Source organism: Rhizobium sp. R635, from assembly GCF_002211285.1.
In the GTDB taxonomy this organism is placed as follows: Bacteria; Pseudomonadota; Alphaproteobacteria; order Rhizobiales; family Rhizobiaceae; genus Rhizobium.
This window is the reverse complement of the sequence record NZ_LOKX01000035.1, coordinates 176,555-199,220: the sequence shown is the minus strand read 5'-3', so window position 1 is coordinate 199,220 and position 22,666 is coordinate 176,555. Positions and strand designations below refer to the sequence as shown.

The 22,666-nt window shown below is 62.1% G+C and carries 17 protein-coding genes; 16 read left to right on the top strand and 1 reads right to left on the bottom strand.

All coding sequences use genetic code 11. From position 1 onward, the window contains the following. Window positions 1-292: 292 nt before the first annotated feature. The 14 genes from pcsA (at window position 293) to ATY78_RS25435 (ending at window position 16,659) form a co-directional block, all read left to right on the top strand. Window positions 293-1,021 carry a phosphatidylcholine synthase gene (gene pcsA / locus ATY78_RS25500; RefSeq protein WP_088674054.1) on the top strand — a complete coding sequence of 243 codons (729 nt, stop codon included), beginning with the start codon at window positions 293-295 and terminating at the stop codon, window positions 1,019-1,021. 12 nt (window positions 1,022-1,033) lie between these two features. Then, window positions 1,034-2,014, top strand: a complete 981-nt coding sequence (locus tag ATY78_RS25495) for a quinone oxidoreductase (protein ID WP_088685076.1) — start codon at window positions 1,034-1,036, stop codon at window positions 2,012-2,014. 40 nt (window positions 2,015-2,054) lie between these two features. Further along, window positions 2,055-3,623, top strand: a complete 1,569-nt coding sequence (locus tag ATY78_RS25490; RefSeq protein WP_088685075.1) for an ABC transporter ATP-binding protein — start codon at window positions 2,055-2,057, stop codon at window positions 3,621-3,623. Further along, on the top strand, window positions 3,613-4,695 hold the full coding sequence (locus tag ATY78_RS25485; RefSeq protein ID WP_088685074.1) for an ABC transporter permease: 1,083 nt from the start codon (window positions 3,613-3,615) through the stop codon (window positions 4,693-4,695). The genes ATY78_RS25490 and ATY78_RS25485 overlap by 11 nt, the downstream gene beginning before the upstream one ends. Next, on the top strand, window positions 4,692-5,612 hold the full coding sequence (locus ATY78_RS25480; protein ID WP_088685073.1) for an ABC transporter permease: 921 nt from the start codon (window positions 4,692-4,694) through the stop codon (window positions 5,610-5,612). Before ATY78_RS25485 ends, ATY78_RS25480 begins: the two co-directional genes overlap by 4 nt. Window positions 5,613-5,667: 55 nt before the next feature. Next, window positions 5,668-6,744, top strand: a complete 1,077-nt coding sequence (locus ATY78_RS25475) for a BMP family ABC transporter substrate-binding protein (RefSeq protein WP_088685072.1) — start codon at window positions 5,668-5,670, stop codon at window positions 6,742-6,744. Window positions 6,745-6,889: 145 nt separating this feature from the next. Further along, a complete protein-coding gene (ytfQ, locus tag ATY78_RS25470) occupies window positions 6,890-7,852 on the top strand; it encodes a galactofuranose ABC transporter, galactofuranose-binding protein YtfQ (protein WP_088685071.1) in 963 nt (320 codons plus the stop codon). A 223-nt stretch (window positions 7,853-8,075) separates the two neighbouring features. After that, the gene (gene ytfR, locus ATY78_RS25465; RefSeq protein ID WP_088685070.1) at window positions 8,076-9,599 is read left to right on the top strand and encodes a galactofuranose ABC transporter, ATP-binding protein YtfR; all 1,524 of its coding nucleotides are present in this window, start codon (window positions 8,076-8,078) and stop codon (window positions 9,597-9,599) included. Further along, window positions 9,596-10,609: an ABC transporter permease gene (locus ATY78_RS25460; RefSeq protein ID WP_088685069.1), complete on the top strand. Its 1,014-nt coding sequence runs from the start codon at window positions 9,596-9,598 to the stop codon at window positions 10,607-10,609. The genes ytfR and ATY78_RS25460 overlap by 4 nt, the downstream gene beginning before the upstream one ends. Then, window positions 10,606-11,574, top strand: a complete 969-nt coding sequence (yjfF, locus tag ATY78_RS25455) for a galactofuranose ABC transporter, permease protein YjfF (protein ID WP_088685068.1) — start codon at window positions 10,606-10,608, stop codon at window positions 11,572-11,574. Before ATY78_RS25460 ends, yjfF begins: the two co-directional genes overlap by 4 nt. Window positions 11,575-11,590: 16 nt before the next feature. Then, window positions 11,591-12,376: a FadR/GntR family transcriptional regulator gene (locus ATY78_RS25450; RefSeq protein WP_088685148.1), complete on the top strand. Its 786-nt coding sequence runs from the start codon at window positions 11,591-11,593 to the stop codon at window positions 12,374-12,376. Window positions 12,377-12,518: 142 nt separating this feature from the next. Then, window positions 12,519-13,880 carry a bifunctional UDP-N-acetylglucosamine diphosphorylase/glucosamine-1-phosphate N-acetyltransferase GlmU gene (gene glmU, locus ATY78_RS25445; protein ID WP_088685067.1) on the top strand — a complete coding sequence of 454 codons (1,362 nt, stop codon included), beginning with the start codon at window positions 12,519-12,521 and terminating at the stop codon, window positions 13,878-13,880. Between the two features lie 108 nt (window positions 13,881-13,988). Next, entirely contained in the window at window positions 13,989-15,815 is a 1,827-nt protein-coding gene (gene glmS, locus ATY78_RS25440; protein ID WP_088685066.1) for a glutamine--fructose-6-phosphate transaminase (isomerizing), read from the top strand. A 136-nt stretch (window positions 15,816-15,951) separates the two neighbouring features. Beyond that, a complete protein-coding gene (locus ATY78_RS25435) occupies window positions 15,952-16,659 on the top strand; it encodes a DUF502 domain-containing protein (protein ID WP_088685065.1) in 708 nt (235 codons plus the stop codon). Here the strand turns inward: ATY78_RS25435 and recG are convergent. Continuing rightward, on the bottom strand, window positions 16,656-18,761 hold the full coding sequence (gene recG / locus ATY78_RS25430) for an ATP-dependent DNA helicase RecG (protein ID WP_088685064.1): 2,106 nt from the start codon (window positions 18,759-18,761) through the stop codon (window positions 16,656-16,658). The two genes, ATY78_RS25435 and recG, sit on opposite strands and share 4 nt — an antisense overlap. Window positions 18,762-18,853: 92 nt before the next feature. On the opposite strand from recG, the gene ATY78_RS25425 reads away from it, so the two are divergent. Together ATY78_RS25425 and mfd are read left to right on the top strand one after the other, a co-directional pair. Further along, a complete protein-coding gene (locus tag ATY78_RS25425) occupies window positions 18,854-19,159 on the top strand; it encodes a succinate dehydrogenase assembly factor 2 (RefSeq protein ID WP_003579224.1) in 306 nt (101 codons plus the stop codon). Continuing rightward, entirely contained in the window at window positions 19,156-22,659 is a 3,504-nt protein-coding gene (mfd, locus tag ATY78_RS25420) for a transcription-repair coupling factor (protein WP_088685063.1), read from the top strand. Before ATY78_RS25425 ends, mfd begins: the two co-directional genes overlap by 4 nt. The last annotated feature ends 7 nt before the right edge of the window (window positions 22,660-22,666 follow it).

Below are 22,666 nucleotides of genomic sequence, written 5' to 3'. Positions count from 1 at the left end.
TTACATATCGGGCCGGAATTAAAGGCATTCCATTCCACACAGCGCTCATGAAGGGAAATATGCGTGTTATTGTCAGGATTCAAGGTGAGCGGGGAATGTCGTATTTCCCGCTGGCGAAGCCCGGCAAAGGATGCATATTAGAGCGGCGCGTCGCTGCCGGATGCAGATTTTTCGGCAAAAGCGGTGCGACAACAAAGACCTACGGCGTCGAACCCGCTACAGAAACAGGGTCCGGTGATGATGGCGAAAAAACATGCTTGCCGGGGCGAGCGCGATAGGCGGTCGGGGGAATATGAAGATTTTCAACTACAAGCGTGTTCCTTACGCGGAGATGCGCGCCTTTTCCGTCCATATCCTGACGGCGTCCGGCTCTTTCCTTGCCTTTCTCGGCGTCGTTGCCGCCGCCGAGCACCGCTTCATCGACATGTTCTGGTGGCTGGGCCTTGCCCTTCTCGTCGACGGCATAGACGGGCCGATCGCCCGCAAGGTGCGCGTCAAGGAAGTGCTGCCGAACTGGTCGGGTGACACGCTCGACAATATCATCGATTACGTCACCTATGTGCTCCTGCCGGCGTTTGCGCTCTATCAGAGCGGCATGATCGGCGAGCCATGGTCCTTCGCCGCCGCCGGCATGATCGTCGTTTCCAGTGCCATCTACTATGCCGATATGGGCATGAAGACGGACGAGTATTTCTTCTCCGGCTTTCCCGTCGTCTGGAATATGATCGTCTTCACCCTGTTCGTCATCGATGCCAGCGCCACCACGGCGCTTGTCGTCGTGACCATCTCGGTGGTGCTGACTTTCCTGCCGATCAATTTCCTGCATCCGGTCCGCGTGAAAAGACTGCGCCCGCTCAATCTCGGCATCTTCCTGCTGTGGTCGGCGCTCGGCGTCTATTCGCTGCTGATGCATTTCGAAACGCCGGAATGGGCGCTCATTCTCTTCATCGTGACCGGGCTCTATCTTTACGTTATCGGCGCGGTGCTGCAATTCTTCCCCGCCCTCGGACGCGAAGCATAGGGATAAGCCAAGATGACGAAGACGCAGGCGGTTTCATTCTCCAGGACAGGCGGCCCGGAGGTTTTCGACTATGTCGAGGTCGATCTTCCCGAGCCCTCGGCGGGCGAGGTGCAGATCAGGCAGGCGGCGGTCGGCCTCAACTTTATCGACGTCTATTTCCGCAACGGCACCTACAAGGCGCCGCATCTGCCCTTCGTCGCCGGCAAGGAGGGTGCCGGCACCGTGACGTCGGTTGGCCCTGGTGTTACGGATTTCAAGGTCGGCGACCGTGTCGCCTATGCCAGCGCCGACGGCGCCTATAGCGCCGAACGCAATGTCGAGACGCGGCATCTGGTGCATGTGCCTGACGGCATCGAGCTCGAAACGGCCGCGGCAATGATGCTGAAGGGCATGACCGCCGAATATCTGCTCAACCGCACCTTCAAGGTCGGCCCCGGGACGGTGCTCCTGTTCCATGCCGCGGCTGGCGGCGTCGGTCTGATCGCCGGCCAGTGGGCAAAGGCGCTCGGCGCCACCGTCATCGGCACGGCAGGCTCTGAAGACAAGATCGAGCTGGCGCTCGCCCATGGCTACGATCACGTCATCAATTACAAGAGCGAAGATTTCCTCGGCCGTGTTCGCGAGATTACGGGCGGCAAGGGCGTGGATGTCGTCTATGATTCGATCGGCCGCGATACTTTTCCACAGTCTCTCGACTGCCTGAAGCCGCGCGGCCTCTTCGCCTCTTTCGGCCAATCCTCCGGCCCGATCGAGAATTTCACCCTCTCCGCACTGGCGCAGAAAGGTTCGCTTTTCGCAACGCGCCCGACCCTCTTCACCTATATCGCCGCGCGCCAGGAACTGATCGACAGTGCAAACGCGCTATTTGATGTTGTGCAAAGCAACAAAGTGCGTATCAATGTCAATCAAACCTATCCGCTGCGTGAGGTTGGGCGGGCTCACGCGGATCTGGAAACAAGAAAAACAACCGGAACGACGCTGCTGATTCCATGAGATCCGAAACGGACCGGTCGGCAGAAGAAATGAGGGGAACGTGTCGCCATTGAATGTGCCGGATTCCGGTGCGTTGTTATCGGTCCAGAAGCTGACCAAGTTCTTCGGCGGCTTTGCCGCCTGCAATGAAATCGATCTCAATATCGCGCCGGGCGAAATTCATGCGCTTCTCGGCGAAAACGGCGCAGGCAAATCCACGCTGGTGAAGATGCTGTTCGGCGTTCTTGAGCCGACGCACGGGGGAATCCTCTGGCAGGGCGCGCCGGTTTCGATTACCTCGCCGGGTGAGGCCCGCAAGCTCGGCATCGGCATGGTCTTCCAGCATTTCTCCCTGTTCGAGGCGCTGACGGTTGCCGAAAACATCGCGCTGTCGCTCGATGATGCCATCCCGATCGACAGGATCGCCGAAGAGGCGAGGGCGCTGTCTGTCGCCTACGGCCTGCCGCTCGATCCGCATGCCCATGTCGCCGATCTCTCGGTCGGCGAGCGCCAGCGCATCGAGATCGTCCGCGCGCTGCTGCAGAACCCGAAGCTAATCATTCTCGACGAGCCGACCTCGGTGCTGACGCCGCAGGAAGCCGACAAGCTGTTCGAAACTCTCTTCAAGCTGCGGGCCGAGGGGCGTTCGGTTCTTTACATCAGTCACCGGCTGGAAGAGGTGCAGCGTATCTGCGACCGCGCCACCGTGCTGCGCCATGGCCGCGTGACCGGCGCCTGCGATCCGAAGCAGGAAACACCGGCCTCGCTCGCCCGCATGATGGTCGGCAGCGAGGTGGCTGCCGTCACGCATCCGGAGCGTAGCGACAAAGGCGAGGAGCAACTGGCTGTCGCCAACCTTTCCGTCGCGTCGCGCACTCCCTTTGCCATGCAGCTCCGTGATGTGTCTATGACGGTGCGCTCCGGTGAGATTTTGGCCATTGCCGGTGTGGCGGGCAACGGCCAGAGCGAGCTCTTCGATGCTCTCTCCGGTGAATATCCGGTCGCTTCGGCTGAGGCGATCGTCATCCGCAAGAAACCTGTCGGCAATCAGGGCATTACCGCCCGCCGCCTTCTCGGCGCCGGCTTCGTGCCGGAGGAGCGTCACGGCCATGCCGCCGTCTCCGCCATGAAACTGTCCGACAATCTCGTTCTTGCCCGCAGCCAGTCCGATCGCAAGGCCTTTCTCGGCCTGCTCGGCATGATCCGCTCCGGTGCGGTAAAATCCGCAGCCAGGCGCATTTCCGAGGCAATGGATGTCCGCAAGAGCGGCGATGATCCGGCCGCCGGCTCCTTGTCCGGCGGCAACCTGCAGAAATTCATCGTCGGCCGTGAGCTCGACCGCCAGCCGGCTGTGCTCGTCGTCAACCAGCCGACCTGGGGCGTGGATGCCGGGGCGGCAAGCCGTATCCGCCAGGCGCTGGTCGATCTCGCAAGAAGCGGTTCCGCCGTCGTCGTCATCAGCCAGGATCTCGACGAGATCTTCGAAGTGGCGACCGATATCGCCGTCATCTCCGAAGGCCGCCTTTCCAGGCCGTTCCCGGCGGGCGAGCTGACGCGCGAAAAGATCGGCTTGCTGATGGGCGGCCTGCACGAGAGCAGTTCTGCCGCGGAGGCAGCCCATGCGCATTGAGCTCGAAAAACGCGCTGACGTCTCGAAGCTTTTCGGTTTCGTCTCGCCGCTGCTGGCGCTCGTCCTGACCTTGGCCTTCGGCGCCATCATGTTCGCCATGCTCGGCAAAGACCCCGTCGAGGCGCTCGATGCATTCTTCGTCGAGCCGCTGCTCGAGGTCTGGTCGCTGCATGAACTGGCGATCAAGGCGGCGCCGCTGATCCTGATCGCCGTCGGCCTGGCCGTCTGCTATCGCTCGAATAACTGGAACATCGGCGCCGAGGGGCAGTTCACCATTGGCGCCATCACCGGCTCCTATATCCCGATCGTCTTTTACGACTGGCATTCTCCGCTCGTGCTGCCGCTGATGCTGGTGCTCGGCGCACTCGGCGGCGCGCTTTTTGCTGCCATTCCGGCGCTTTTGAAGGCCCATTTCAACACCAACGAGATCCTGACATCGCTGATGCTGGTCTATATCGCCCAGCTCTATCTCGACTGGCTGATCCGCGGTGCCTGGCGTGATCCGAAGGGTTTCAATTTCCCTGTCTCGCGTGATTTCGCACCGGAAGCGGTGCTGCCGGCGATCTGGGAGGAATCGGGCCGCGCCCATTGGGGTTTCATTTTCGCCATCATCGCCGCGATCGGCGTCTGGTTCATGCTGCGTTTTACGCTGAAGGGCTTCGAGATCGTGGTGCTCGGCCAGTCCGAGCGGGCAGGGCGCTTCGCCGGCTTTTCCTCGAGGAAAATGATCTGGTTCAGCTTTCTCTTCTCCGGCGCGCTCGCCGGCCTTGCCGGGATAGCCGAGGTTTCCGGTTCGATCGGCCACCTGCAGCCGGCGATCTCGCCGGGTTACGGCTTCACCGCCATCATCGTCGCCTTCCTCGGCCGCCTCAATCCGCTCGGCATCATCGCTTCCGGCCTGGTGTTGGCGCTCACCTATCTCGGCGGCGAGGCCGCGCAGCTTTCGATCGGCGTCTCCGACAAGGTCACCCGCGTTTTCCAGGGCTTGCTGCTCTTCTTCGTGCTCTCCTGCGATACGCTGATCTATTACAAAATCCGCATTGTCTGGTCGCGGGTGAGAGGCGGGGCATGAGCATCTTCGAAGCCATTCTTCTGACCGTCATCACAGCCTCCACACCGCTTGTTATCGCAGCGCTCGGCGAACTCGTAACGGAGCGCTCCGGCGTTCTGAACCTGGGCGTCGAAGGCATGATGATCATGGGCGCGGTCGCTGCTTTTGCCGGTGCGCAGATGTCGGGTTCGCCCTATGTCGGCATCGTCTGCGGCATTGCCTCAGGCGCGCTTTTCTCGCTTCTGTTCGCCGTCCTGACATTGACGCTCGTGACGAACCAGGTGGCGACCGGGCTGGCGCTCACCCTTCTCGGCCTCGGCGCATCCGGCATGCTCGGCGAGGCCTATGTCAGCGTGCCCGGAATTCGGCTGGAAGAGATCGTCATTCCCGTTCTGTCGGATATCCCGCTCGTCGGTCCCGTGCTCTTCAAACAGGATCTGATCTTCTATCTTTCGATAGCGCTCGTGGTCGGCGTCAGCTGGTTCCTGTTCCGTAGCCGGACCGGACTGAAACTCAGGGCAATCGGTGACAATCACGGCTCGGCCCATGCGCTCGGCATTCACGTCATCCGCACGCGCTATCTGGCAGTGATGTTCGGCGGCGCCTGCGCCGGTCTCGCCGGTGCGCAGCTTTCGCTCGTCTACACGCCGCAATGGGCGGAGAACATGTCGGCCGGTCGCGGCTGGATCACGCTGGCGCTTGTCGTTTTCGCCTCCTGGCGGCCGTGGCGAGTCTTTGCCGGAGGCTATCTCTTCGGTGCGGTCACCATCCTGCAGCTTCACGCGCAGGCCTTCGGTCTCGGCATTCCCTCGCAGTTCCTCTCGATGCTGCCCTATGCCGCGACTATTGTGGTTCTCATCATCATTTCCCATAATCGGCGCACGACGTTGATCAACACGCCCGCGTCGCTTGGAAAAGCCTTCGTGCCGGAGCGATAAAGCAACAAGATCAAAGACGGGTTTCCGGAATAACTTCAAACCAACAGGGGTCACCATGAAGAAGTTCGCATTCACCCTTGCCGCCTCGGCTGCCGCCGTGATCGGCATCTCCTCTGCCGCTCAGGCGGCGGACAAGACAAAGATCTGCTTCGTCTATGTCGGTTCGCATACCGACGGCGGTTATTCGCAGGCCCATGACCTCGGCCGCCAGCAGGTCCAGGCCGAATTCGGCGACAAGATCGAAACGCCTTACCTCGAAAACGTGCCGGAAGGCCCGGATGCCGAGCGCGCCATCGAGCGCCTTGCCCGTTCCGGCTGCAAGCTGATCTTCACGACGTCCTTCGGCTTCATGGATGCGACCGTGAAGGTTGCCGCCAAGTTCCCGGATGTGAAGTTCGAGCACGGCACCGGCTATAAGGCCGGCCCCAATCTCGCGACCTATAATTCGCGCTTCTACGAAGGCCGCTATATCCTCGGCCAGATCGCCGCGAAGACCTCGAAGAATCACGGCGCGGCCTACATCGCCTCCTTCCCGATTCCCGAAGTGGTCATGGGCATCAACTCCTTCGAGCAGGGCGCCAAGTCGATCGATCCGAGCTTCAAGCTGAAGGTCATCTGGGTCAACACCTGGTTCGATCCCGGCAAGGAAGCCGATGCCGCCAAGGCGATGGTCGACCAGGGTGTCGACGTCTTGACGCAGCACACCGATACGACTGCGCCGATGCAGGTTGCCGAAGAACGCGGCATCCATGCTTTCGGCCAGGCGTCCGACATGATTGCGGCAGGCCCGAAGGCTCAGCTGACGGCGATCGTCGACACGTGGGGCACGTACTACTCCAAGCGTGTCCACGCCCTTCTGGACGGCACCTGGAAGTCGGAGCAGAGCTGGGACGGCCTCAAGGACGGCATTCTGAAGATGGCGCCCTACACCAACATGCCTGACGACGTGAAGAAGATGGCAGAGGAAACCGAAGCCAAGATCAAGTCTGGCGAACTGCATCCCTTCACCGGCCCGATCAACAAGCAGGACGGTACGCCCTGGCTGAAGGCGGGCGAAAAGGCCGATGACGGCACGCTGCTCGGCATGAACTTCTATGTCGAAGGCGTCGACGACAAGCTGCCGGCGCAATAAGCCGTCAACTATTTTGCAATTGCGAAGGGCGCCCCTTGCGGGCGCCCTTTTTTTGCTGCGCCGCATGCAAAGATTCTGATTTACAAAAGTAATACTATATGATTTTTTGACCCTGCGCCGCGAGATGCGGCATTGGGAGGAAATCATGAAATTGAAGACTGCACTTTTGAGTGCCACGATTCTGGCTGCCTGCATGTTCGGTTCGGCTTCGGCCGCCGGCCTCACTGTCGGTTTCTCGCAGATTGGTTCGGAATCGGGCTGGCGTGCGGCTGAAACGACCGTGACCAAGGAGCAGGCCAAGAAGCGCGGCATCGATCTGAAGTTTGCCGATGCGCAGCAGAAGCAGGAAAACCAGATTAAGGCTCTGCGTTCCTTTATCGCCCAGGGCGTCGATGCCATTCTCATTGCTCCGGTCGTCGAAACCGGCTGGGACGACGTTCTGAAGGAAGCCAAGGAAGCCAAGATCCCGGTCATCCTTCTCGATCGTACCATCAAGGCTCCGGACGATCTCTACCTGACGGCGGTTACGTCGGATCTCGTGCATGAGGGCAAGGTCGCCGGCGATTTCCTGGTCAAGACCGTAGGCGACAAGAAGTGCAACGTCGTCGAGCTGCAGGGCACGACCGGTTCTTCTCCGGCCATCGCCCGCAAGAAGGGCTTTGAAGAAGCTCTTGCCGGCCATGACAACCTCAAGATCGTTCGCAGCCAGACCGGCGACTTCACCCGTACCAAGGGCAAGGAAGTCATGGAAAGCTTCCTGAAGGCCGAGAATGGCGGCAAGGACATCTGCGCTCTCTACGCCCATAACGACGACATGGCCGTCGGCGCCATCCAGGCGATCAAGGAAGCCGGCCTGAAGCCCGGCAAGGATATCCTCGTCGTCTCCATCGACGCCGTGCCCGATATCTTCAAGGCCATGTCCGAAGGCGAAGCCAATGCTACGGTCGAGCTGACGCCGAATATGGCAGGTCCGGCTTTCGATGCACTCGACGCCTATCTGAAGGACAAGAAGGCTCCGCCGAAGTGGATCCAGACCGAGTCCAAGCTCTACACGCCTGCCGACGAGCCGATGAAGGTCTACGAAGAGAAGAAGGGTCAGGGCTACTGATCTGATTTGACACTGCATAATTGCTTGAATCGGAATTGATTTAGCGGAAAATTATGCAGCAATTCAAAGCGCTGCAGCGTCCTTGATGCGTCTGAAGACGCGGGGACGCTGCAGAACCGCACCGGCTCGTCATGGACCGGTGCGGAACCGCCTTTGCCGCCCTGGGACTTCATGTCCGGCCGCGGCGCGGCTTTTGACGTCGATATCAGGAAAACAGACCCTTATGATTCACGATTTCGAGAACGTTCTCGCGGCTTCCGGAATATCGAAATTCTTTCCCGGCGCGGTGGCGTTGGACAAGGTCGATTTCACGCTGCGCAAGGGCGAGGTGCACGCGCTGCTTGGCGAGAACGGTGCCGGCAAGTCGACGCTGATCAAGTGCATCACCGGCGCCTATCATCGTGACCAGGGCAGCCTGACGCTGGATGGCCAGGAAATCAATCCGGCCAATACGCTCGCCGCCCAGAAGCTCGGCATCGGCACCGTCTACCAGGAGGTCAACCTCCTCTCCAATCTGAGTGTCGCCGAAAATCTCTTTCTCGGACGCCAGCCGAGACGCTTCGGCATGACCGACGTGTGCGCCATGAACCGCAAGGCGCGCGAACTGCTTGCCGGTTACGGCATCGACATCGACGTCACTTCAGAGCTCAGCCGTTTCTCCGTCGCCGTCCAGCAGGTTGTCGCCATCGCCCGTGCCGTCGATCTCTCCGGCAAGGTGCTGATCCTGGATGAGCCCACGGCAAGCCTCGACAATCAGGAAGTGGCGCTGCTCTTCCGCATCATCGAAGACCTGAAGAAACGCGGGCTGGGCATCGTTTTCATCACTCATTTTCTCGAGCAGGTCTATGCGATCAGCGACCGCATCACAGTGCTGCGCAACGGCAAGCTCGTCGGCACCCGCGACGCCGCCGATCTGCCGCGCCAAAGCCTGATTGCCATGATGCTCGGCCGCGAGCTGGCGCATGCCGAAGAGGCGGCGAAGGAGCGTAGTGTCGCGGCGGGCGAGGTCCGATACCGTTTCTCAGGTTACGGCAAACGCGGCAAGGTCAAGCCTTTCGACCTTGAGGTGCGCGCCGGGGAGGTGGTCGGTGTTGCCGGGCTGCTCGGCTCCGGCCGCACCGAAACCGCCGAGCTTCTCTTTGGCGTTGAACACGCCGACAGCGGCAGCGCCACGATCGACGGCCAGCCGGTGACGCTTTCGAGTCCGCGCGCCGCGATCGAAAAAGGTTTCGGCTTCTGCCCCGAGGACCGCAAGACCGACGGCATCGTCGGCGACCTTTCGATCAGGGAAAACATCGCGCTCGCGCTGCAGGCCCGCCGCGGCTGGACGCGGCCGTTGTCGCGCGCCGAGCAGAATGCGCTCGCCGATCGCTACATCAAGGCGCTCGACATCCGCACCACCGACCGCGAGAAACCGATCCGGCTGCTCTCCGGTGGGAACCAGCAGAAGGCGATCCTGGCCCGCTGGCTGGCGACCAATCCCAAGTTTCTGATCCTCGACGAGCCGACCCGCGGCATCGATGTCGGTGCTCATGCCGAGATCATCCGGCTTATCGAACAGCTCTGCGCCGATGGCATGTCGCTGATCGTAATTTCCTCGGAACTTGAAGAGCTTGTCGCCTATAGTTCACGTGTCATCGTACTTCGTGACAGGCAGCATATCGCTGAACTTACAGGCGAGCGTATCACCGCCGCCGGCATCGTCGAGGCCATCGCCGCCGCCGAACATAAGATGGAGGAGGCATGAGGTCCTCACTGAAGGCGCTGGCCTATCGCCTGGCGCCGCAATTGATCGCGCTCGTTGTCATTCTTCTATTGAATTTCATAACGTCGCCGCAGTTTTTTAATATCGTGGTTCAGAACGGACGCCTCTATGGCAGCTTGATCGACGTGCTGAACCGCGGCGCGCCGGTGGCGTTACTGGCGATCGGCATGACGTTGGTGATCGCCACCAAGGGCATCGACCTTTCGGTGGGCGCGGTCGTCGCCATCTGCGGCGCTGTCGCCGCATCGTCGATTGTTGCAGGTAATTCAGTTGCTTACACAATTTTCCTGACGTTGGCGATCGGGCTTGCCTGTGGCGTCTGGAATGGTTTCCTGGTGGCGGTCCTCAACATCCAGCCGATCATCGCCACGCTGGTGCTGATGGTCGCCGGGCGCGGCATCGCCCAGCTCATCACCGAAGGCGCGATCCTGACCTTCAACGATGATGGCCTGATCTTCTTCGGCAGCGGCTCCATGGCCCTCCTGCCGATGCCTGTCGTCATCTGGCTGCTCGTCGGCCTGCTGGTCATCCTGCTGGTCCGCCGCACGGCGCTCGGCATGCTGATCGAAGCCGTCGGCATCAACCGTCGCGCCAGCACGCTTTCGGGCATCCAGACCCCGGTGCTGCTGATGGCGGTCTACATGCTGAGCGGGCTCTGCGCCGCGATATCGGGCATCATCGTCGCAGCCGATATCAAGGGCGCCGATGCCAACAATGCCGGCCTGTGGCTGGAACTCGACGCCATTCTTGCGGTGGTGGTCGGCGGCAATTCGCTGCTCGGCGGCCGCTTCAGCATCCTCGGATCGCTGATCGGCGCCATGATCATCCAGGCGGTGAACACCGGTATCCTGTCCTCAGGCTTCCCGCCGGAATTCAACCTGATCATCAAGGCCGTCATCATCATCGTCATCCTCGTCATCCAGTCGCCGGCGATGCAATCGCTCGCCATCTTCGCCAGCCGCCGGCAGGGCGGAAGGGAGCAGCCGAAATGAATTCCAAATACCTGCCGCTGCTTGCGACCATCGTCATCTTCGTGCTCGCCTATGCCGGCTGCACGCTGCAATATCCGAACATGCTGTCGACGCGGGTCATCGGCAATCTTTTGACCGACAACGCTTTCCTCGGGATCGCCGCCGTCGGCATGACCTTCGTCATCATCTCCGGTGGCATCGATCTGTCGATCGGTTCGGTCATCGCCTTCACCGGCGTTTTCCTGGCGGTGATCCTGCAGAACACTTCGATCCATCCGCTGCTTGCCTTCGCGCTCGTCCTCGTGATCACCACGGCCTTCGGCGCCATCATGGGAGCGATCATCCACTATCTCGAGATGCCGGCCTTCATCGTCACGCTCGCCGGCATGTTCCTGGCGCGCGGCATGGCTTTCGTGCTCTCGATCGACAGCATCCCGATCGACCACGAATATTATTCGACGCTGACGGGCCTCTATTGGCGCCTGCCCGGCGGCGGACGGCTGACGCTGATCGGCGGCATCATGCTCCTGGTCTTTGCCGCCGGCATCTTCATCGCCCAGCGCACCCGTTTCGGCACCAATGTTTATGCGCTCGGTGGCGGCCCGCAGACGGCCCGGCTGATGGGCGTACCGGTCGGCCGCACGACGATCCAGATCTATGCGCTGTCGGGTTTTCTTGCAGGCCTATCCGGAATCGTTTTTTCGCTGTACACCTCTGCCGGATATTCCCTTGCAGCAGTGGGCGTCGAACTCGATGCCATCGCGGCAGTCGTCATCGGAGGGACGCTGTTGACCGGGGGGGCGGGATTCGTAGCAGGAACCTTGATCGGCATCCTGATCCAGGGGCTCATTCAGACCTACATCACCTTCGACGGTACGCTGTCGAGCTGGTGGACCAAGATCCTGATCGGCCTCCTGCTGTTTGCATTCATCCTGATGCAGAAGGCAATCCTGTTCCTTTCCAGTCTGAACAAGAGGTATGCCTGAGGGGGAGACGGATCGCTTGCGCAACAAATTGGACGAGACACGCAAGACGGGGCGCAGAACGCGGACGAGCCACGCCCAGGTGGTCGATGAGCTCGGCAAGGCGATCGTTGCCGGCATCTATCCGGTAGGCTCGATCCTGCCCGGGGATACCGAGCTGGCGCAACGTTTCAAGGTGTCCCGGACCGTGTTGCGTGAGACGATGAAGACGCTAGCCGCCAAGGGCATGGTCGTCGCCAAGGCGCGGGTCGGCACGCGTGTCACCGAGAAGAACCTGTGGAACATGTTCGACAGCGAAATCATCGCCTGGCACTTCGACAACGGCGTGACGGAAGAGTTCCTGCTGCAGCTTTACGATATCCGTCTCGCCGTCGAACCCTTCGCCGCCGGCCTTGTTGCTGAACGGGCGAATGCAGAGGATATCGAGATGCTGCGCGGGCTGGCGCTCGAGATGGCAGCAAGCGGCCATACCGCCGACAGCCTGGCGCTCGCCGACCTGCATTTTCATCTGGCGCTCGCCGAAGCCTCGCACAATCCCTTCATGCGGACGCTGGGCAGTCTCATCGAAGCGGCTCTCGTCGGTATGTTCCGCATGAGCACGCCGCCTGCCGAAAAGGGCTTTGCCTATATCGCCGATACCCATATGCGCATCGTCGATGCAATCGCGTCCGGTGACGCGGCTGCCGCCCGCAGCGCGATGGAGCTCGTCATTCTGGACGGCCGCGATCACGTGCACGAAGCCTTCGCGACCCGCGGTTCCCCCGCCGTCCTGGAGCCGATTTCGCCCGCTATTTCACCTTTGTGAAAGCGTGCTTGCCCCGACAAGGCCGCGCGTCTTTTCTGTTTCGATCTCCGTCGCGTGCTTTCCGAAAATCGATTCCGATTTCAGGAATTATGCAGTATGAGGCAACAAAGCCGCCTCACGGCGCGGATTCGCGGAGCAGATCATGGAACGTACTTGTCTTGCCGTCATCCTTGCCGCCGGTGACAGCACGCGGATGAAATCGTCGAAATCCAAGGTGCTGCATCCGGTCGCCGGACGGCCGATGATTGCCCATGTGGTCGATGCGGTCGCCTCCGCCGGCATTTCGTCCGTCGCGCTCGTCGTCGGCCGTGATGCCGAGGAGGTGGCGAAGGCAGGAAGCGTCGGCGGCGTCGGCATACAATCCTATCTGCAGAAGGAACGCCTCGGTACCGGTCATGCGGTGCTGGCGGCGCGCGAAGCGATCGCCAAAGGTTATGACGATATCCTCGTCACCTATGGCGACGTGCCGCTCCAGACCGACGGACCGCTGAAAGCCGCCCGCCAGGGCCTTGCCGATGGCAGCGATGTCGTCGTCATCGGCTTCCACACCGATCGCCCGACCGGCTACGGCCGCCTGCTCGTCAAGGACGGCGAACTCATCGCCATTCGCGAGGAGAAGGATGCGACCGACGCCGAACGCACCGTGACCTGGTGCAACAGCGGGCTGATGGCGATCAATGGCCGCAAGGCGCTCGATCTTCTCTCGCGCATCGGCAACGCCAATGCCAAGGGCGAATTCTATCTGACCGATCTCGTCGAGATCGCCCGTTCGCTCGGCGGCCGCGTCACCGCCGTCGATGCCCCCGAGATCGAAATGACCGGCTGCAACACCCGCGCCGAACTCGCCGTCATCGAGCGCTTCTGGCAGGAACGCCGCCGCCACGAGATGATGCTGGCGGGCGTCACGATGATCGCGCCGGAAACGGTCTTTCTCTCCTACGACACCGTCATCGGCCAGGATGCGCTGATCGAACCGAATGTCGTCTTCGGCCCCGGCGCTGTGATCGACAGCGGCGCCGTCATTCATGCCTTCTCGCATATCGAAGGCGCCCATGTCAGCGAGGGCGCGACCGTCGGCCCCTTCGCGCGGCTGCGGCCGGGCGCGGATCTCGCCAACGGTTCGAAGGTCGGCAATTTCTGCGAGGTCAAGAACGGCCGGGTCGGTAAGGGCGCCAAGGTCAATCATCTCACCTATATCGGCGATGCCGTCATCGGCGCCGGCAGCAATATCGGCGCAGGCACGATCACCTGCAATTATGACGGCGTCAACAAGAGCGAAACGGTGATCGGCGAAAACGCCTTCATCGGCTCCAACTCCTCGCTGGTCGCGCCGGTGACGATCGGCGACGGCGCTTACATCGCCTCCGGCAGCGTCATAACCGTCGATGTGCCGGCCGATGCCCTGGCGCTCGGCCGTGCCCGGCAGGAGATCAAGCCCGGCCGCGCGACGCTGCTGCGCGAGCGCGCGCTTGCCATCAAGGCCGCCAAGAAGGCCAAGGCTTGAGCGGCCTTGCGTAACCGGCGGAAATTGAAAGTGACCGCCGAGGCCATTGAGAAATAAGCGGAAATCGTTAGGAGTGGCCTCATTATCAGAGGCTCATGGGGATATTGTATGTGCGGCATTGTGGGGATCGTCGGAACTCAGCCTGTTGCCGGGCGCCTGGTCGATGCGCTGAAGCGTCTCGAATATCGCGGTTATGATTCCGCCGGTGTCGCCACCATCCATGAGGGCGTGATGGACCGCCGTCGCGCCGAGGGCAAGCTCTTCAATCTGGAGAAGCGCCTCGACGCCGAACCGCTGCCAGGTGTAGTCGGCATCGCTCATACGCGCTGGGCGACCCACGGCGTTCCAAACGAGACCAATGCCCATCCGCATTTCGTCGAAGGCGTCGCCGTCGTCCATAACGGCATCATCGAGAATTTCTCCGAGCTGCGCGACGAACTGACCGAGCAGGGTGCGGTCTTTCAAACCCAGACCGATACCGAAGTCGTCGCCCAGCTGATGGCGAAATATCTGCGCGAGGGTCTGGAGCCGCGCGCCGCCATGCTGAAGATGCTGAACCGGGTGACCGGCGCCTATGCGCTGGCCGTCATGTTGAAGGCCGATCCCGGCACGATCATGGCCGCTCGTTCCGGCCCGCCGCTCGCCGTCGGCTACGGCCGCGGCGAGATGTTCCTGGGATCGGATGCGATCGCGCTCTCGCCCTTTACCAACGAAATCACCTATCTCGTCGACGGCGACTGTGCCGTCATCACCCGCGACAGCGTCTCGGTTCTCGATTTCACCGGCAAGCCGGTCAAGCGCGCCCGCCAGATCTCGCAGGCGACCGCCTATGTCGTCGACAAGGGCAATCACCGCCATTTCATGGAAAAGGAAATCTACGAGCAGCCGGAGGTCATCTCCCACGCGCTCAGCCATTACGTGGATTTCGCCGAGAACACGATCGGCGCCAACGCCGCCGCGATCGACTTCAAGGCGGCGACCGGCCTTGCGATCTCGGCCTGTGGCACGGCCTATCTCGCCGGCCTCGTCGGCAAGTACTGGTTCGAGCGTTATGCCCGCCTGCCTGTCGAGATCGACGTCGCCTCCGAGTTCCGCTATCGCGAAATGCCGCTCTCGCCGTCTCAGGCCGCACTCTTCATCTCGCAGTCGGGCGAGACCGCCGATACGCTGGCATCGCTGCGCTATTGCCGGGAGAACGACTTGAAGATCGGCGCCGTCGTCAACGTCCGCGAATCGACGATCGCCCGCGAATCCGACGCCGTCTTCCCGATCATGGCAGGCCCCGAAATCGGTGTCGCCTCGACCAAGGCTTTCACCTGCCAGCTTGCCGTTCTCGCATCGCTCGCGATCGGCGCCGGCAAGGCGCGCGGTACCGTGAGTGCGGAGGAGGAGAGGGCGCTGGTGCGCCATCTCGCCGAAATGCCGCGCATCATGAGCCGGGTGCTGAACCTCATTCAGCCGCAGATGGAAAGCCTGTCCCGCGAACTCGCCAAGTGCAAGGACGTGCTCTATCTCGGCCGCGGCACCAGTTTCCCGCTCGCCATGGAAGGTGCGCTGAAGCTCAAGGAAATCTCCTATATCCACGCCGAGGGTTATGCGGCTGGCGAATTGAAGCACGGCCCGATCGCGCTGATCGACGAGAACATGCCTGTGATCGTCATCGCCCCTTACGACCGTTTCTTCGAAAAGACCGTTTCGAACATGCAGGAGGTCGCAGCCCGCGGCGGCCGCATCATCTTCATCACCGATGAGGCGGGTGCTGCGGCTTCGAAACTGCCGACGATGGCGACGATCACCCTGCCTGTCGTCGATGAAATCATCGCGCCGATGATCTTCTCGCTGCCGATCCAGCTGCTCGCCTATCACACCGCCGTCTTCATGGGCACCGACGTTGACCAGCCGCGTAATCTGGCGAAATCCGTGACCGTGGAATAAGCCCTCCGTGGCCGGCGCGGCACGCTGAAACGTATTGTGCGGCGTGCCGAATTCTGGCAATTTTACCGTGCGGACAAAGGGGGAAGGGCCGGCGTTCCGGCCTGTCCAGGACCGAAATGGAGTTCGTCAGGAAACGATGACCGACAACGTCCCCCGAATGCCGGTCGCGACCCGGCTGAGGAATAATTTTCTCGCAGGTTTGATCATCTGCGCGCCGATTGCGATTACCATCTGGCTGACCTGGACCTTCATTCACTGGTCGGACAGCTGGGTCAGGCCCTATATTCCGGCGCGCTGGAATCCGGAAAGCTATCTCAATTTCGCCATTCCTGGTTTCGGCCTGCTGATCGCCGTCGTCCTGATCACCGTCGTCGGTTTTCTCGGCAAGAACCTGATCGGCCAGAGCATCGTCCGCTTTGGCGAATCGGTCGTCCAGCGCATGCCGCTGGTGCGCACGATTTACAGAAGCGTGAAGCAGATTTTCGAAACCGTGCTGAAGGAACAGTCGAATTCCTTCAAGAAGGTCGGCCTCATCGAATATCCCGGTCCCGGCCTCTGGGCGCTGGTCTTCATCGCCACCGATGCCAAGGGCGAAATCGCGTCGAAGTTCAATGCGATGGGACAGGACATGGTCGCCGTCTTCCTGCCGCCGACACCGGTGCCGACGGCGGGTTTCCTGATCTTCGTGCCTCGCGAGAAGATCGTCCTGCTCGACATGAGCCCGGAAGACGCCGCCAAGTACCTGATTTCAGGCGGCCTCGTCGCCCCTGAACATAAGCCGTCCGAGCCGAAGCAGAAGCATCTGTCTCGGCCGAAGCCAGTGGCGGTGTCGAAGGCCGATTAACCCGCTCTCAAAAACCGGATCGCCTCGTCGCGGCGGAAGAGATAGAGCAGGGTGCGGATCGCCTGTCCTCTTTCGCTGGTCAGTTCCGGATCGCGCTCGATCAGATAGGCCGCGTCCTTGCGGGCGATATCGAGCAGGTCGGCATGCGCCTCGAGGCTGGCGATGCGGAAGCCCGGCGTGCCGGATTGGCGGGTGCCGAGCAATTCGCCTTCGCCGCGCAGTTTCAGGTCTTCCTCGGCGATACGGAAGCCGTCTTCCGTTTCCCGCATGATCGACAGCCTGGCGTGGCCGGTTTCGCCAAGCGGCCCCTTGTAGAGCAGGATGCAGGTCGAAGCCTCGTCGCCGCGCCCGACGCGGCCGCGCAACTGATGCAGTTGCGCCAGGCCGAAGCGCTCGGCATGTTCGATCACCATGATCGTCGCATCAGGCACGTCGACGCCGACTTCGACGACTGTTGTGGCGACGAGGAGCCGGGTCTCTCCGTTCTTGAACGCCATCATCGCCGCATCCTTTTCCGGTCCGCTCATGCGGCCGTGGATGAGGCCGATACCAGGACCGAGAGCGGAGACGAGCGTCGCATGCCGCTCTTCGGCCGACATCAGGTCTAGTTCTTCGGATTCTTCGACCAGCGGGCAGATCCAATAGGCTTTCTTACCCTCGGCGATCGCGCCCTGCAGCCGCTCGACGATCTCGCCCGTCCGCTCCATTGGCACGGTGATTGTCTGGATCGGCTTGCGGCCGGCCGGTTTCTCTGTGAGCTTGGAGACGTCCATGTCTCCGAAGGCGGCAAGCACCAGCGTGCGCGGGATCGGCGTCGCCGTCATGACGAGCATGTGCGGAGAGATGCCCTTGGCCGTCAGCCTCAGGCGCTGATGCACGCCGAAACGGTGCTGCTCGTCGACGACGGCAAGCATCAGGTTGGCGTAAGCGACGCTGTCCTGGAACAATGCATGCGTGCCGATGATGATTTGCGCTTCGCCGGAGGCGATGCGCTCGACGATCTTTTCCCGTTCGCGTCCCTTGGTGCGCCCGGTCAGCACCTCGATGCCGAGCCCTGATGAGGCGGCGAATTTCGAGATCGTCGCGTGATGCTGTCGCGCCAGGATTTCGGTCGGCGCCATCAGCACGGCCTGGCCGCCGCTTTCGATCACGGCCGCCATCGCCATCAGCGCCACCAGCGTCTTGCCGGCGCCGACATCACCCTGCAGCAGCCGCAGCATGCGCTCGGTTCCGGCCATGTCCTTCAAAATGTCGGCGATCGCCTCGTTCTGGCTACCGGTGAGCGAGAAAGGCAATGTCTTCAAAATCTTGCCGCTGATTTCGCCGGTCGCGTGCACTGGCTGGCCTGCCACCTTGCGCAGCCTCTGGCGCACCAGGCTGAGCGACAGCTGGCCGGCGAGGAACTCGTCATAGGCGAGCCGCCGCCGGGCGGGGGCCTGCGGGTCGATATCTCCGGGGTCGCGCGGCTCGTGCAGCATGAGGAAGCTGTCGCGGATCGACGGCAGGCCCTGTTTTTGCGTCAGCGCCAGATCGATCCATTCCGGCATCTCCGGAAACCGCGGCAGGGCGGCATCGATGATCTTGCGCAATGTCTTCGGCGAAAGCCCCGCCGTCAGCGGATAGATGGGCTCGACGAGCGGCAGGTTCTCCGCCTCCTCCGCCTTGACGATATAGTCGGGATGCACCATCGAGGCGCGGCCGTTGAACCAGTCGATCTTGCCGCTGACCGTCACTTCGGCATCAACAGGCAGCTGCTTTTCCAGCCATGCCGCCTGGCCGCGGAAGAAAACCAAGGTCAGCTCGCCGGTCTCGTCATGCAGAAAGACGCGGTAGGGGATGTTGCTCTTGCCGCGCGGCGGCACCTGATGCCGGTCGACGCGCGCCGTGATCGTGACGATCGCGCCCTGCGGCGTGCGGGCGATTCCTGGCTGGTTACGGCGGTCGATCAGCGAGAAGGGCGCGTGGAACAGCAGATCGATGACCCGGCAATCCTCCGCTGTCTCGCGCCCGAGCAGCTTGACGAGCAGTTCTGCGATCTTCGGGCCGACGCCCGGAAGGCCCGAAATGGGAGAAAACAGCGGATCGAGAATGGCGGGGCGCATGCGGCCAAAATGCGATGAACAATGCGGCCTTGGCAAGGCTGACAAGCCGCTTTCGAGGGTCTATAGAGGCGCATCAACAGGAAGGTAATGCCATGACAGGTGTGACGCTCACGAGTGCCGGTCTCGACCCGCGCCGCCGCCGGATCCTTTTCCGCTGCTGGCATCGCGGCATACGCGAGATGGATCTGGTCTTCGGCCAGTTCGCCGAAGCCGAAATCGCGACGCTTTCGGAAGCCGAACTCGACGAGTTCGAGACGATCATGGCCGAAGAGGACAACGATCTCGTCCGCTGGATCATGGGAACATGGCCGGTGCCTGAGCGTTTCCAGACACCGATGTTTGCCCGCCTTGCCGCCTATACGCCCGATTTCGACAAGCCCCTCAGGACGCCGGAATGATCCCTGGTTTCGATGCGAAGAAGCTTGCGGCCATTGCCGAGCCGCTGACGATCGGCAACGTGCCTGCCGGCCTCGAACCGCTGCTGCTCGCCGAACTCGCGCGAGCGGGAGAACCGGTCGCCTATGTCATGTCGGACGGCCACCGCATGGCCGATCTGGAACAGATGCTCGGCTTCGTCGCCCCCGACATTCCGGTTCTCACCCTGCCGGCCTGGGACTGTCTGCCTTACGACCGCGTCTCGCCGAGCGCCGATACCTCGGCCCGCCGGCTTGCCGCGCTCGGCGGCCTCATCGCCCACCGCAAGAAACCGCATGCAGCAATCGTGCTCGTCACCGCCAATGCCATGCTGCAGAAGGTGGCGCCGCAGGATGTGATCGAAAGCCTGAGCTTTTCGGCCCGTCCCGGCAACCAGCTGCGCATGGACGATCTTGCCGGCCGCCTGGAGCGTAACGGCTTCGATCGCGTCGCGACCGTTCGCGAGGTCGGCGAATATGCCGTGCGCGGCGGCATTCTCGATGTCTTCGTGCCAGGTTCGGAAGAGCCGGTCCGCCTCGATTTCTTCGGCGATACGCTGGAATCGATCCGCAGCTTCGATCCCGCCAGCCAGCGCACGACGGGCCAGGTGCGCTCGCTGGATCTCAACCCGATGAGCGAGGTGACGCTGACCCCGGATACGATCAGCCGCTTCCGTAAGAACTATCTCTCGGCTTTCGGCGCAACGACGCGCGACGACGCGCTTTATCTCGCTGTTTCCGAAGGCCGGCGCTACCCCGGCATGGAGCATTGGCTGCCGCTCTTCTATGAGAAGCTCGATACCGTCTTCGATTATTTGAGCGGCTTCCGTATCGTGACCGATCATACCGTGCGTGAAGCAGCCGAAGAACGCTCCAAGCTCGTCTTCGATTATTACGACGCCCGCCTGAATTCCGGCCAGCCGGCGAAGGGCCAGATGGCGCAGGGCACGCCCTACAAGCCGGTGACGCCGGGCCAGCTCTATCTCGACGGCAAGCTTTTCGCAAAAACCCTGGATGCGCTCGGAGCCGTCCGCATCAGCCCCTTCAACGAACATGAAGGCGAGGCGAGGCGGGTCGTCAATATCGACGCCCGCCAGGGCCTGCGCTGGGCTCGCTCCAATGCCGAAGGCGGCGGCGATGCTGAGCGCGTCAACGTATTCGACGCCGTCGTCAAGCACATCGCCGATCGGCGCGCCGGCGGGGCAAAAGTGCTCGTCACTGCCTGGACCGAGGGCTCGCTGGAGCGCCTGCTGCAGGTGCTGAATGAACACGGCCTCGAAAAGATAAAACCGATCGAGGCGCTGAAGGAGCTCGGTTCGCTGGGCAAAGGCGAGGCGGCCGCTGCCGTGCTCAATCTCGAATCCGGCTTCGAGGCCGGCGATCTCATCGTCATCGGCGAACAGGATATTCTCGGCGACCGCATGGTGCGCCGCTCCAAGCGCCGCAAGCGCGCCGCCGACTTCATCTCGGAGGTCGCGGGCCTCGACGAAGGCTCGATCGTCGTCCATGCCGAACACGGCATCGGCCGCTTCGTGGGGCTCCGGACCATCGAGGCGGCGGGTGCTCCGCATGCCTGCCTCGAACTGCAATATGCCGACGAGGCCAAGCTCTTCCTGCCGGTCGAAAACATCGATCTCCTCTCGCGCTACGGCGGCGAGGGTACCGAAGCCCAACTCGATAAGCTCGGTGGCGGCGCATGGCAGATGCGCAAGGCGAAGCTCAAGCGACGCCTGCTCGACATGGCCGATGCACTGATCCGCATTGCAGCCGAGCGCCTGACTCGCCATGCGCCGATGCTGACGGCGCCGGACGGTCTTTATGACGAATTTGCCGCCCGCTTCCCCTATGACGAGACCGAAGACCAGGACAACGCCATCGATGCGGTGCGCTCCGATCTCGGCGCCGGCCGGCCGATGGACCGCCTGATCTGCGGCGACGTCGGCTTCGGCAAGACGGAGGTGGCGCTGCGCGCCGCCTTCGTCGCGGCGATGAACGGCGTCCAGGTTGCCGTCGTCGTGCCGACGACGCTGCTTGCCCGCCAACATTTCAAGACATTTTCCGAGCGTTTCCGTGGTCTGCCTGTGCGCGTCCAGCAGGCTTCGCGCCTTGTCGGCTCGAAGGAGCTGGCACTGACCAAAAAGGAAGTGGCCGACGGCAAGACCGATATCGTCGTCGGCACCCATGCGCTGCTCGGCGCAGGCATCAAATTCGCCAATCTCGGCCTGCTGATCATCGACGAAGAGCAGCATTTCGGCGTCAAGCACAAGGAGCGGCTGAAGGAGCTGAAGAGCGACGTGCACGTGCTGACCCTGTCGGCAACGCCGATCCCGCGCACGCTGCAGCTGGCTATGACCGGCGTGCGCGAACTGTCGCTGATCACAACGCCGCCGGTCGACCGCATGGCGGTGCGCACCTTCATCTCGCCCTTCGATAGCTTGGTCATCCGCGAGACACTGATGCGCGAGCATTATCGCGGCGGCCAGAGCTTCTATGTCTGCCCCAGGCTTGCCGATCTCGCTGACGTGCACGCCTTCCTGCAGTCCGACGTTCCGGAATTGAAGGTCGCCGTCGCCCACGGCCAGATGCCGGCCGGTGAACTCGAAGACATCATGAACGCCTTCTATGAAGGCCGTTACGATGTGCTGCTCTCGACCACCATCGTCGAATCCGGCCTCGACGTGCCGACGGCCAATACGCTGATCGTCCACCGCGCCGATATGTTCGGCCTGGCCCAGCTCTACCAGCTGCGTGGCCGCGTCGGCCGCTCGAAGGTGCGCGCCTTCGCGCTCTTCACCTTGCCTGTCAACAAGGTGCTGACGGCAACGGCCGAGCGCCGGCTCAAGGTATTGCAGTCCCTCGACACGCTCGGCGCCGGTTTCCAGCTCGCAAGCCACGATCTCGATATCCGCGGCGCCGGCAATCTGCTCGGCGAGGAGCAGTCCGGCCACATCAAGGAAGTGGGCTTCGAACTCTATCAGCAGATGCTGGAGGAGGCGGTCGCCGAGGTCAAGGGTGTCGACGAGATCCAGGATACCGGCTGGTCGCCGCAAATATCGGTCGGCACCACGGTGATGATCCCCGAGAACTATGTGCCCGACCTGCATCTGCGCATGGCGCTGTACCGCCGTCTCGGCGAAATCACCGAGCTCAAGGAGATCGACGGTTTTGGCGCCGAGATGATCGACCGCTTCGGGCCGATGCCGGTCGAAGTCCAGCATCTCCTGAAGATCGTCTATATCAAGTCGCTCTGCCGCACCGCCAATGTCGAAAAGCTCGACGCCGGCCCGAAGGGCGTCGTCGTGCAGTTCCGCAACAAGGAATTTCCCAATCCGGCAAATCTCGTCGGCTATATCGGCAAGCAGGGCACGATGGCGAAGATCCGCCCCGACCACAGCCTGTTCCTGACCCGCGACCTGCCGACACCGGAGAAGCGCCTGCAGGGTGCCGCTGTTATCATGACGCAATTGGCGGAGATGGCGAAGTAAACAGAGG